Consider the following 12,964-nt stretch of genomic DNA (forward strand, 5'->3'; position numbering starts at 1 on the left):
GGTCAGAAACTCAAGATTTCCGGTTTCAATCCGTCGAGCGAGTCTACGATGATATCGAAATCGTCCGCGGCTTTCGGATTTGCCGTTTTCGCGGTTATCCGCAGCGAACGGTGAACTTTCGCCGCGGAATATTGTCCCGATTTGCAATTGTGCTTCCACCAGTACACGCTGATCACTTCCATGCTGCCTTCCGGACGGGCGGACGACGCGTCGTTGTCAAAAATATGCAGCAGTGCGTTCTTTATCTGTTCCGCGTCTTCAGCGGAAAATCCGGTTTTTTCCGCAAGCTGCGGATTGATACTGCCGTACGTTACGTATAAACCGAAATCGACGCGATGTTTCATACCCATCGTATCCGAACCGCGTTTGCTTCCGTCGCCTTCTCCGCTGACGCTTTTAGTAATCTGCATACTCGTCACGTTTACCGGCGTCACGCTGAACGCGGACTGAATCGAAACGGGACCGCGTATGCCGACTGATATACCGGTTTTATCATCGCCTTTATAGGCGAACACCTGACCGAAACTGCGCACGTCGAGCCAGGTTTCGCACGATTTTTTTCTCAGCTCGTCTTCCGATTTGGCCGCGTTTCCCAACACTCCTTTCGCCCTATTTAAAAGCGAACGGTATTCATCTACACGGTTATCGTCGGATTGAACGAAAATCGGATTTCCGGCTTCCAGGAGCCGATTCCGTATCTTGCGTTTCAGGCACACGTCGGAAACTTCACTGTAGCCTTCAAGCGTCGTACGCGGCATGTTTTCACTCAGCGGGTCTCCGTTCGGATTCGCATTCTTCACACTGAACACCAGCGCAAAATCGATTTTGTTTTCAAGTACAGCCATCTTATTCCTCCGTTTCCATTGTTACCGTTTTTGAGTCGGCATCGTTTTTCTTCACATAAAAATCTTTCGATTGGCATTGAAAGCCCAACAAATATTCCCCCGATAACGGCGCGTCCGAAATATAATCGTCGGCAACGAATAAAACGGTAATATCCCTGATACGGCCTTCAAACCAATTACGTAATCCGGGTTCCAACTGCCGTTTATACGGAATTAATTTTTCGTACAGCATTTTCCATGTTGAAGCCGGGCGCGCAGCGAAACGCTGTAAATACCGCATCGCGTTGGTATCCCGCTCCGCTCCCATTTTCTTCAACACACTCCGTTCTACGGCATCTGCTGCGGCGAGCAATCTGCCGTACAGATAGTCCCTATCCGTTCTGTTTTCTTCCAGAGCCACTGTATATCCCTCCACTGTGTGATTGTATTTATACACCGCGCAGGCGGTATTCAAAACCTGATCCCTTTCAAAACCCTTTTTGTACAGCGCTAACTTCGACGCACGGCAAACGCAACGCCGTTCGATTTCTTTCGGAATCGGTTTCCGATCGAGAATGCAGGACACGAGCCTTTCAACCGTTTTTTCTTCCTGCTTGGGTTTTATACGCTCTCCGTATGCGGCTTTTGCAATTTCTTTCGGAGACGGCGAACTGATCGTCGAAATCACGCACCCAACCTTCGGATCCGCAGTATCTCTTTTCCAATACGTATAAAACCACGCCAAACCGGAGTGCCAGACGTTCAGCATATCAATAAAATCCGTCTGTGCGATTTCCCGATATAAAACGATCGACATCCGTCCGGGAGTCGCCGCGTTTATTCCCATAATCATATTCTTACCGGGATTCCGGATATCCGCGTAATAACCGTGCAGACTGCGGTTTACGGCGGAAGCGAACGCGGCGTCCGTCGTATATTCGACGTCTTCGTCACCATACAGATCGAGCCCGCCGCAAAGTACCGGCGGCGGCACATTTCCCGCCGCACTCCATTCCACGAACGTCAAGCCGTCCCCCACGCGAGTTCCCTGTTTTTCGATAAGCCAGCGCAGCGCGTTGTGCGCTTTAAAGGACACGTCCGCACTGATTTGACACGCTTCCTGCGCCGTGTGAAATCGACCGCGGAACGTAAAGTTCTGATCGTCGTTTGCGGAAATGATTTTGGCTTTGTCGCCGGAATTGCGCAGTTTTGCGGGATGTAAATCGAGTATAACGGCGTCTTTTCCGCAGGCATAGCAGAGAGCCCGACATTCACCGAGCGATTCGTAATACCGAACCCATTTACTCTGCAGCGAGGTATCTTTCCAGACGGCAGAAACAGGATCGCCCGGCAGTTCCACTTCCCAACGAATGAAATCGGTCAATTCTTCGGCAAGGTTTCCTTTTTCATCAAGAGAAAAAAGCCGTGCCTTTTCTATCAAATCGGTAATGAGCGTTCCTTTTTTTACGTACGCAAAGATGCTTTCGATTTTCGGATCCGAAAACGGCGAACGGCACCATCCTTCGAGTTGTGTCAGAAACTCACCGTTTTTTTCCGAAAGATTTTTTCCGTCCGAATATCGCCCGTAATCGCCCGCCACGTATTCAAATTTATCGCACAACGGATACGGCGCAATCGACGCCGTCCGTGCCGCACTTTTTTCCGTACACGGCATACAGGTGGCCCGCTCTTTTCTGTCTTTCGGATCAATCAGTTTCGCCGCTCTGAAATTGCCTTCACCGTCGAGTACGACGGTAATTTGCGCGTTATTCTGAATGTGATACAACGGCAGCGGCTTTGAATCCGCGGAACTGCCGCCGCCGGCAACCGCATCGTACACATCGCGCAATTCGGTTATCCAACTCATTCGATTACCTCCGCCGTGTTTACGTTCAGCGAGTTCATCTGCATCGGCCGGATGTCCCGACGGATAGTGCAGGCTTCCGGACGGGGAAAAGTAATGATTCCGTTTTTCATTTGGGCAAGCCAAAAACGGGCGGAAAGCATAGCTTTTTCCTGCTCGTCGGGATAATCGAACCCGTGAAACATCATTCCGTATGAAAACGATTCATCCGTATCGTACACGCTTTCTCCCGAACCGAATCGGCACGGTTCGACGTATCCTTGACATTCCCGCGCACCCAGGAAAATATCCCTGCGTCCGCCTTTTTTCAGCATACGATGTGCTACCTGAAAATGCTTGTCTTCGTTTCGATCTTGTTTCAAATCGGGCCGGTTCATATTCCATTCAAAATGCGCTTTTACCTGATACGACACGTCTTTCAGATACGTATAAATGGCAAGATCGTTTCCGCCGTTGTATTTGAGCGGCTTGATACTTTTCGATTCCGTTCTGATTTTGTTCATAATTCTGACCGAATCGATGATCCAGGTAAACGTCGGCTTCCAATATATCGAGCCGGTAACGCCTTTTAACGCTTCGTACGTCGGAACCAAATACGACGATTTTTCTCCGCCGATTCGCGTAACCGGATCGGTAAACAACGCGTACCGTCCTTCGACACAATATTCAATGCTGTTTTCCATGCAGCCGAATCCCTCCTTTGATGTATACTAATGTACCAAACAGGCAGCGCCCGAAAATCTTTCGGCAAAACCCGTTCCACAGTCATAATATCCGTCTATTGCAACGTAAATCGACGTATTTTCCGAAAGCGATATTTCCCGAACACATTGTTTTTCAAGGTATTCCGGCAGCTGCGTATAAAATACGTTGACCGTATACTGCTGCGCTTTTTCGAGCAGCCGGTAACATCGTTTATAGTCGTCCGCCGAACGCAATTCAAGGGAAAGCAATTTGCCGATAATCCGTTCGCCCTCCCCGTACGGAACGATAACGCCGACCGTATTGTCTTCTATAACTTCAAACTTTTCCCATGCCGTTTTAAATGCCTGCCGGAACACCGGCAGCATTTCTTTGGGAAACTGATCACAGCGCAGAAACGCGGCCTTACTTTCTTTATTGGTTGAAAGCAAATCTACAAGAGTATCACGGCGAATTCCGCGTACGTCGTACGCAAGCGTCGCGGCGGGTAAATCGCTGAAATAATACGTAAAATACCGCTTGATAATCTCCGGATTTAGAAGCGTGCCGCCGAATCGTTCCGGTTCGTCCTTATATTCGCGCAGGATACGTTCCATTTTGGATTGACCGAGCTTGAGTTCTTCAAGCGAACCGAGACGCTCGTCTTTCATGTTGACGATATACGTTTTACCGCTTATCGGATGTCCGGCCTCATCCGTCAGCGTTCCGTTCCGGTTGCACCGTCCGGCGGTTTGAGCGATTGAATCCATTCCCGCATTCAAACGGACGGCGCAATCGAAACTGATATCGATCCCGGCTTCAATAAGCCTCGTGCTCACGCAGATGATCCGTTCCCGCGCGGTAAGCGCCGCACTGATTCGCCCGATAACGGCCCGGCGGTGCGCCGGACACATATTCGTACTTAAATGATACGATTCGTCAAACCCATCCGGTTCCGATTGCAGCAGCGTGTACAATTCAAGTGCCTGAGGTTTCGTATTTACGACGACAAGCAGCGAACGAACCGTTTTCAGTTCGTTTAATATAAAAGTACAAAGATCCGGCGCCGTGTATCCGCCGGGAACCGTTTTATCGATGACGTCGACCCGTTTAAACTCCGTAAAATGGCGTAAAATGTCGGGAATGATTTCATGCTCGGCCTTGAGCGGCAGCGCGTACGTTTTATCCAGCGTTTCAAACGCGGGTTGGGTCGCGGTACATAATAACGCCGTCGAACCGCACACGTCGACTAAAAACGGTACGGCGAAGTTGAACAGATACGTACATTTTGAAGGGAGCGTTTGAATCTCGTCAAAAACGACGACGCTCCGCGCCAATTGATGCATTCGGCGTATTTTTTGCGTTCCCGATGCAAAGAGCGATTCCAAAAACTGTACCATAGTCGTGATGACGACGGGGGTGTTCCAGGTTTCGGCAAGCAGCGTTTGCATCATGCGCGCTTCGGCGTCGACTTCTTTCAATACGTTTGAATGACATTCCAAAACGATACTGTTTTCCGGTTCATCTTTTTCCAATATATCGCGTATGACTTTGGCGTTCTGGTCGAGGATCGAAGTATACGGTGCAATAATGAAAATATGATCGAGTTTGTGTTTTGCCGCGTGCGTCAGCGCGAATCTGAGCGAAGAAAGCGTTTTTCCGGCTCCGGTTGCGGCAGACAACGTGTAGATTCCTTTTTGTTTTTGACCGAATTCAGCGCATCGCTGAGAGACGGCTTTCCGATGCACGGCGAGATCCGAATCGACCGGAAATTTTTGAATGTGTGATTCGAGTTTTTCAAGCAAACGCTGCCAATCGGGAATACGCTCGTACGACGGGACATGCAGCGGACTGTGCCGTTCAAAAAGCGCGCTGCTCGTTCTGTCCGCATCGATAAGGCAGCTCGACGAATACCGTGCCAAAAGACCCGCGTAAAAAGTGGACTTTGCGGGAAGAACCTTCCCTGTCTCGAAATCTGTCCGACGGACATACGTTTCGATACTATGATTTATTTTTTTCAGCACGTCGGAATCAGACAAGATGCGCTCGGCCTCTTCCGGCGGGTGAACGGCATCGGCCGCATCCCCGTTTTCAGTCAGTCGCGTCAGATACGGAGAAGAGCCGTCTTGCGTTATCATGTCCGGCAAACCGGAACCGTGATGATACATGACGCACATCGCAACCAATTCCCTGACGGCGGCATAGTCGCGGCCCGCAAGTTTTCGAGCTACATACACACCGCCGGCCGTTGCGTGCGGAATTTTCTCACGCCGATTGGTGGTTTCGACGTTTTCCCGTAAATAGCGCTGCCATACCGGTGTGCCTTTTCCGATATCGTGCAGCAATCCGCACAAAACGCCGAGTTCCGATAAATCGATTTTCCCCAAAAACAGAGAAGCAAGCGCCGCCGTTTCTGCCAAATGATCTTTTAAAAGTTGATATGTCGAATCTTCTGCCCGATAACGGGCATACGCCGTATCCGCCACTGACAACATCCTCTCCTGAATGTATAATATGGGCTTCAATGCCCTATGCATACAGGATAACACCGGATACGGCGGCTGTCAAGTTATACTGCCAAAATACTAAAAAATATACAGCCAACATACTATTTCAATCCACGCGGCACGATTCGTCTGAACAGCACACGACTATACATACTATACGACACTTTTTTAAAACGGTACAGTGGAAAACACTTGAAATCACATTTTTTACAGTGCGACTGTACACCGGTATCTGAAAAGCTGACATGCCAACAACCAAAAGAAAATGTTCCGTATGGTTTGAAATTATGCTTTTTCTGATTTTCCGCGAAACACAATCTGACATGAAAACACCGTGTCTTTCGCGCATTCAAAACATGCGAAAAACTGTCACCTTTGCAAAATATTCATCCATTTGCTGTAATATATTCCAATCGTATTTTTATGACGGCACACTGCAACCGCATTTTTGCCCTTTCGCGAAATACAGAATTTGACTCTATATATTATAATAAGTTATACTCGTAGAGTCGCTCCCTTCACGGGAGCGTGGATTGAAACCAATTAAGCCGGACATTCCAGACCTCACCTATGGTCGCTCCCTTCACGGGAGCGTGGATTGAAACTTACTGGTGAAATGGCAATCGGTAACGACGGTGTCGCTCCCTTCACGGGAGCGTGGATTGAAACGCTGTAGTCGTCTCCGGCGTCAATTACTACGCGGGTCGCTCCCTTCACGGGAGCGTGGATTGAAACTTTTTGTAATTCGCTATTGATAATTGCAATGTCGTCGCTCCCTTCACGGGAGCGTGGATTGAAACATTTCAGCTGCGGTTGGAATAGTCGGCATTGCCGTCGCTCCCTTCACGGGAGCGTGGATTGAAACGAAGTCGTATCCGTGGTTTTGTCGGAAACGGTTGTCGCTCCCTTCACGGGAGCGTGGATTGAAACTTACTGCCGGCATTGTCCTCATGGTAAAACATGTCGCTCCCTTCACGGGAGCGTGGATTGAAACTTGTAAAGTTTGCACCGATAATACTTGCAGTAGTGTCGCTCCCTTCACGGGAGCGTGGATTGAAACCGCCCCCCTTTGTATTTCGGAAAAATATCGCGCGTCGCTCCCTTCACGGGAGCGTGGATTGAAACTCCGTTGTTTGCGGGATATTGGGCGATTGTATGTCGCTCCCTTCACGGGAGCGTGGATTGAAACTTGCGAACGAGAATACAGGAAACGCAGTATTGCCGTCGCTCCCTTCACGGGAGCGTGGATTGAAACGTCGTTAAAAGTATAATCCGATGTATGAATAACGTCGCTCCCTTCACGGGAGCGTGGATTGAAACTACAGCTGGCGAAAGTTCGGGCTTGTTTGCAATGTCGCTCCCTTCACGGGAGCGTGGATTGAAACTATCATCCTGGTTGGGCTTGGTGCTTTTGTGCGTCGCTCCCTTCACGGGAGCGTGGATTGAAACAATTTATACAATGTTAGACGGTGCCGGGATGATGGTCGCTCCCTTCACGGGAGCGTGGATTGAAACTGCTGGCAATAGGTATATACCGCGCCCAGTGCTGTCGCTCCCTTCACGGGAGCGTGGATTGAAACATTTTTCAGGCTCCTATCCGCAAACAAGCGTTGTCGCTCCCTTCACGGGAGCGTGGATTGAAACGCGCCTTTAAGAAACGGAAGCTGTGTTATTCGCGTCGCTCCCTTCACGGGAGCGTGGATTGAAACAGTTTGGCGACATCCCGGAATATCAAACAAACCGTCGCTCCCTTCACGGGAGCGTGGATTGAAACCCAGTTGTCTTGTTTTTTGACACTGCGATTGCTGTCGCTCCCTTCACGGGAGCGTGGATTGAAACATGTCGCGCCCGAACTCTACGTACGGCACGCCGTCGCTCCCTTCACGGGAGCGTGGATTGAAACCAGTTTTTTGTTTAAATTCGTTTAAATCTTTTGGTCGCTCCCTTCACGGGAGCGTGGATTGAAACATTTCTATATGAAACCGTTGAACTTTGCGATATGTCGCTCCCTTCACGGGAGCGTGGATTGAAACTTGCAATGTCAATAGTTAAATTCTCAATCCAGTGTCGCTCCCTTCACGGGAGCGTGGATTGAAACGTTTCTTATTGAGCGATATAATAAGAAAAACGTGTCGCTCCCTTCACGGGAGCGTGGATTGAAACATATATTCATTAAAACTAATGTCATGCGATAACTGTCGCTCCCTTCACGGGAGCGTGGATTGAAACTCATCCATATTTAAATAAAAATTTCCAGTGAAAAGTCGCTCCCTTCACGGGAGCGTGGATTGAAACATCAATAAATATAGCTTTATAATCTGCTCTCAAGTCGCTCCCTTCACGGGAGCGTGGATTGAAACACACCTAATACAACTTTTGAGTTTACATAGCCAGTCGCTCCCTTCACGGGAGCGTGGATTGAAACTGATATGCAGTTACAATATGTTTCGTTGCAGAAGTCGCTCCCTTCACGGGAGCGTGGATTGAAACTTTTGGAATAGAATTTTTAGAAGATAGCAATATTGTCGCTCCCTTCACGGGAGCGTGGATTGAAACTGTTTTTAATTTATCAAATGTCAGGAAGATGAGTCGCTCCCTTCACGGGAGCGTGGATTGAAACGTATGGGTGCTCTTAACGATACTTATCCGTGTGTCGCTCCCTTCACGGGAGCGTGGATTGAAACAATTTTGAAAAGCAGCAAAGAAATCAGCCGATTAGTCGCTCCCTTCACGGGAGCGTGGATTGAAACAGTAAAAAAATGTGCGAAGCGCTGTACCCTGTATGTCGCTCCCTTCACGGGAGCGTGGATTGAAACGTTGAATACACCTCTATAACAAATGAACCTAAAGTCGCTCCCTTCACGGGAGCGTGGATTGAAACCTTTTGTATCGCCTACTTACGCAGTGGCAGCGTGTCGCTCCCTTCACGGGAGCGTGGATTGAAACCGGATAAAACGGATAAACCGGAAACGGACGATCGTCGCTCCCTTCACGGGAGCGTGGATTGAAACAGTCCAACATGGACGGTATGGGAGAACGTGCCGTCGCTCCCTTCACGGGAGCGTGGATTGAAACGCTCCCCAGTACTGGGTGCCTGCTCCGGTTCCGTCGCTCCCTTCACGGGAGCGTGGATTGAAACCGCGTGGGTCGGTCGCGCCGGAAAAGCGATGTGTCGCTCCCTTCACGGGAGCGTGGATTGAAACCCTCATATTAGCCCGGTTTTGTGTATTGTATTAGGTCGCTCCCTTCACGGGAGCGTGGATTGAAACAAAATTTTATCCGGTAACACTCGGAGCGGACGAACGTCGCTCCCTTCACGGGAGCGTGGATTGAAACAAACACATTTTTGCCGTTGTGTTTTTGTTCCAGTCGCTCCCTTCACGGGAGCGTGGATTGAAACATAAGCTTCAAGCAGTCACCGCCTTCCAGTTTGGTCGCTCCCTTCACGGGAGCGTGGATTGAAACCAGAAGAAACGGTTAAAGAAAGATACGAAAGCGTCGCTCCCTTCACGGGAGCGTGGATTGAAACGGCGCAAGGAAGGGGCGTTCTCGACGCTCTCAAGTCGCTCCCTTCACGGGAGCGTGGATTGAAACTACCGATCTGCGGCATTACCGATATAAAAAAATGTCGCTCCCTTCACGGGAGCGTGGATTGAAACTTTTGTATCGCCTACTTACGCAGTGGCAGCGTGTGTCGCTCCCTTCACGGGAGCGTGGATTGAAACTGTTTTTTTTCATTTTTAAAAGCTGGTCAAAATGTCGCTCCCTTCACGGGAGCGTGGATTGAAACAGCTCTTGGTATCTGGAAGCGAACGGAAATAATGTCGCTCCCTTCACGGGAGCGTGGATTGAAACCTTGTACGTACACGCAGATTCTTGCCGTTAACGTCGCTCCCTTCACGGGAGCGTGGATTGAAACAATACCGATACGATAATAACCAACCATACACGGTCGCTCCCTTCACGGGAGCGTGGATTGAAACAACGTTGCCGTGCCAATTTCTAACTGCTACTTTGTCGCTCCCTTCACGGGAGCGTGGATTGAAACTACGACGACTTCTAAACCTCATTTAAATACCTCGTCGCTCCCTTCACGGGAGCGTGGATTGAAACCGCTCTCCCGGCGGGAAAGTTGACCCGTCGGAAAGTCGCTCCCTTCACGGGAGCGTGGATTGAAACTCGATGTAACGATCCTCAAGTTTTTTCTTTTGTTGTCGCTCCCTTCACGGGAGCGTGGATTGAAACATTTTTGAGACAACGTATCGAGGCTCAATTGGATGTCGCTCCCTTCACGGGAGCGTGGATTGAAACCAGTCTGAACTTTATTTTACAGGTTTTGCGGCTGTCGCTCCCTTCACGGGAGCGTGGATTGAAACCGCAGTTCAACGCGCTAATAATCCGCAAGAACGGTCGCTCCCTTCACGGGAGCGTGGATTGAAACATTGAGCAGCCCGTTTTATAAAATCACGGGAACGTCGCTCCCTTCACGGGAGCGTGGATTGAAACATAAAAAAGCAGATATTCTCGAAGCCATAAAAGTCGCTCCCTTCACGGGAGCGTGGATTGAAACTACGGCGTAACTGATGAAAATGCCGTTGCAAGTGTCGCTCCCTTCACGGGAGCGTGGATTGAAACGTTTACCCCGCAGAAACGGAAGAGGAATTGTAGTCGCTCCCTTCACGGGAGCGTGGATTGAAACACAGGTTATCATCGTCAGCCTCCGTATCGCGGTCGTCGCTCCCTTCACGGGAGCGTGGATTGAAACTTCGATTTCCGACAAGTCGCCGTTAAGATCCCGTCGCTCCCTTCACGGGAGCGTGGATTGAAACGGAAAACTCGGTACTGCTCCTTGTCTCTTACTGTCGCTCCCTTCACGGGAGCGTGGATTGAAACGTCAGGGTCAACTTGGTCAGAGTTGATTAAAGAGGTCGCTCCCTTCACGGGAGCGTGGATTGAAACGCTGTACAAAACGGGCACGGCAGCAAGCAGGTGAGAACTGAGGACGGGATTCTTGAAATCAAGGTACCGCGAGACCGGCAGGGTGAGTTTGAACCGGCGATAATAGCCAAACACCAAAAAGAGTTTAAGGGTTTTGATGATAAAATCCTGTCAATGTATTCACGCGGAATGACAACGAGGGAAATACAGGGGCACCTGAAAGGTATTTATGCTATCGATGTGTCGCCCGATTTAATAAGCAGAGTAACCGATTCAGTAAAGGAAATGCTGGATGAATGGAAAGGGCGGAGCCTTGAATCATTTTACCCTGTGTTATTTCTCGATGCCATAAGGATTAATATCAGGGAAAACGGACAAATCATCAAGAAAGCGGTGTATCTTGCTCTTGCCATACGGATGGACGGACAAAAAGAACTTTAAGCTTCGCATAATCCGCCGTTTCCTCGCGCCCGCCTGCATATGTTCTAAAGGTTATTTCTGTTCTCATATTTTTTTCTCAACCTACCAGCAATCGGCGTAATGATTGCTGGTAGTAAACTCCTTCCCATTATGGTCGCTGTGCCCCTCCGGTGCATCCGTCCCATTCCTGATCTATAGTTTATTGCAAAATTCGATAATTTCCTCTTTTCTTTGTTCCACAGCTTCCTTATATTCCACCGAGCACAAACCCAGACTGCCACAACGCGCAATTTCCATATGTCCATAGAAATGCTCAATACTTTCGATAATTCTATTGCATTCTCCGATACTTGGACCTGTTCGTAATGCGATTACATAACCTTTTTTCCCTTTACTGACAGCAGCATGTGGTTCATGCGTATTGCACCAAGGTGTGCATCTGTCAATAAACGCTTTAAATTGACCCGGAATATCTGCCCAATAGGATGGTGCTACCAAAACAAGGATGTCCGCCCTCTCATACTCCTTTATGATCAGATCTATATCATCCTGCTGCATACATTTTGCTGTTGTATGACAGCTCCTGCATCCCTTGCAGAAGTCAAAATCATAATCATCAATGCATATACTTTTTGTATGGTATTTGTGCGACATCTGTTCTGATACTATTTTTACAATTTCCGCTGTGGCTCCGGTTTTAACGGGACTGCAATTCATTACAAGTGCGTTCATGATGACCTCCTTGTTATGCCAATAACACCTTTTTCAAATCTGCCGCATACAACTCCTGCTGCTTCTTCAGATATACTTTCACAAAAGGTTATTATACCTAGTTAATTTTTCTGGTCAACCTGCAACCTTCAATCCACGCGGAAACCCGCGATAAACATTATACCTAGTTAATTTTTTGGGGTTACTCTACAACAAATACGGTGTTAAATGGCCAAACCCCGATATTATCATCGATGGGCAACTCGCCGACATAAAAAAAGTAACAACGTCGATAAAATCCCGCTTAAAAAGCGCAAGAGAGCAGCGTGTTAAAACGGCGGTCCTTACTATTCCGGACAGCTTCACGGACGATAATATTCGCGACGCTTTCGCAATATGGAAAGGAGAGCATCACTCTCCGATGACCGTATTTTGGATTATAAAAGGAAAGGTCAAAAAAACTATTCTTTAAAAAAATCACGGGGGCGTTTTAATAAACGCCCCCGGCACCGATCGGGCAGTCCTATTTCTAGAAGCTCCTCAACCATAATTAATATATCATGTCTGTATAAAAAAAGCAAGTTGTTTTGCGTGATATTCTCAAATAAAGGAGTCACCGTGAACAACACCGTCTTTTTAAGAGATTGTATGCCTTTTTTAAAAGAATGCAAAGATAAGGAATTCGACCTTGCAATCGTAGATCCGCCGTACGGGGGGGGGGCACGAGAACGGGAAAATTAATAAATCTGGAGGTTCAATATCAGGATGTTCAAAAAATATGATATCACGCACCGGAGGATCTTGGGCAAAAAAATATGACAATAAAATAAAAAAATGGGACGTTGCGCCTGATCCAGAATATTTTTCCGAGCTATTTCGCGTCTCAAAAAATCAAATTATATTCGGCGGTAATTATTTTCAGCTACCACCGACCCGATGTTTTGTCATTCTCCGAAAAAAACAAATCCCTATTAAAGGATTTTCTATGTCGCCGGTCGAATACGCCTGGACAAGCTTCA

5 protein-coding genes, 1 pseudogene and 1 CRISPR repeat array are annotated in these 12,964 nt (G+C 48.4%); of the genes and pseudogenes, 1 reads left to right on the forward strand and 5 read right to left on the reverse strand.

Going from position 1 to position 12,964, the window contains the following annotated elements; translation table 11 throughout:
- Positions 1 to 2: 2 nt before the first annotated feature.
- From cas7c to TREBR_RS11245, 4 genes are read right to left on the reverse strand one after another with little or no spacing between them, the layout of a single operon-like run.
- On the reverse strand, positions 3 to 845 hold the full coding sequence (gene cas7c, locus TREBR_RS11230; RefSeq protein ID WP_013759292.1) for a type I-C CRISPR-associated protein Cas7/Csd2: 843 nt from the start codon (positions 843 to 845) through the stop codon (positions 3 to 5).
- Position 846: 1 nt separating this feature from the next.
- On the reverse strand, positions 847 to 2,691 hold the full coding sequence (gene cas8c, locus TREBR_RS11235; RefSeq protein WP_013759293.1) for a type I-C CRISPR-associated protein Cas8c/Csd1: 1,845 nt from the start codon (positions 2,689 to 2,691) through the stop codon (positions 847 to 849).
- On the reverse strand, positions 2,688 to 3,371 hold the full coding sequence (gene cas5c, locus TREBR_RS11240) for a type I-C CRISPR-associated protein Cas5c (RefSeq protein WP_013759294.1): 684 nt from the start codon (positions 3,369 to 3,371) through the stop codon (positions 2,688 to 2,690). The genes cas8c and cas5c overlap by 4 nt, the downstream gene beginning before the upstream one ends.
- Before the next feature lie 27 nt (positions 3,372 to 3,398).
- The gene (locus tag TREBR_RS11245) at positions 3,399 to 5,864 is read right to left on the reverse strand and encodes a CRISPR-associated endonuclease Cas3'' (protein ID WP_041610435.1); all 2,466 of its coding nucleotides are present in this window, start codon (positions 5,862 to 5,864) and stop codon (positions 3,399 to 3,401) included.
- 520 nt (positions 5,865 to 6,384) lie between these two features.
- Positions 6,385 to 10,835: a CRISPR direct-repeat array (repeat unit 32 nt; unit sequence GTCGCTCCCTTCACGGGAGCGTGGATTGAAAC).
- Between the two features lie 6 nt (positions 10,836 to 10,841).
- Here TREBR_RS11245 and TREBR_RS11250 point away from each other — a divergent pair.
- A pseudogene (locus TREBR_RS11250) lies at positions 10,842 to 11,252 on the forward strand (IS256 family transposase); the annotation flags it as partial.
- 174 nt (positions 11,253 to 11,426) lie between these two features.
- Here the strand turns inward: TREBR_RS11250 and TREBR_RS11255 are convergent.
- Positions 11,427 to 11,966 (reverse strand): flavodoxin family protein, encoded by a 540-nt coding sequence (locus TREBR_RS11255; protein ID WP_013759296.1) that lies wholly within the window; start codon positions 11,964 to 11,966, stop codon positions 11,427 to 11,429.
- Between the last annotated feature and the right edge of the window lie 998 nt (positions 11,967 to 12,964).

Source organism: Treponema brennaborense DSM 12168, assembly GCF_000212415.1.
Taxonomy (GTDB): domain Bacteria; phylum Spirochaetota; class Spirochaetia; order Treponematales; family Treponemataceae; genus Treponema_F; species Treponema_F brennaborense.

Coding starts and splice junctions, on each gene's coding strand:
- cas7c (WP_013759292.1), bottom strand. CDS start 845: ATGGCTGTACTTGAAAACAAAATCGATTTTGCGCTGGTGTTCAGTGTG.
- cas8c (WP_013759293.1), bottom strand. CDS start 2,691: ATGAGTTGGATAACCGAATTGCGCGATGTGTACGATGCGGTTGCCGGC.
- cas5c (WP_013759294.1), bottom strand. CDS start 3,371: ATGGAAAACAGCATTGAATATTGTGTCGAAGGACGGTACGCGTTGTTT.
- TREBR_RS11245 (WP_041610435.1), bottom strand. CDS start 5,864: ATGTTGTCAGTGGCGGATACGGCGTATGCCCGTTATCGGGCAGAAGAT.
- TREBR_RS11255 (WP_013759296.1), bottom strand. CDS start 11,966: ATGAACGCACTTGTAATGAATTGCAGTCCCGTTAAAACCGGAGCCACA.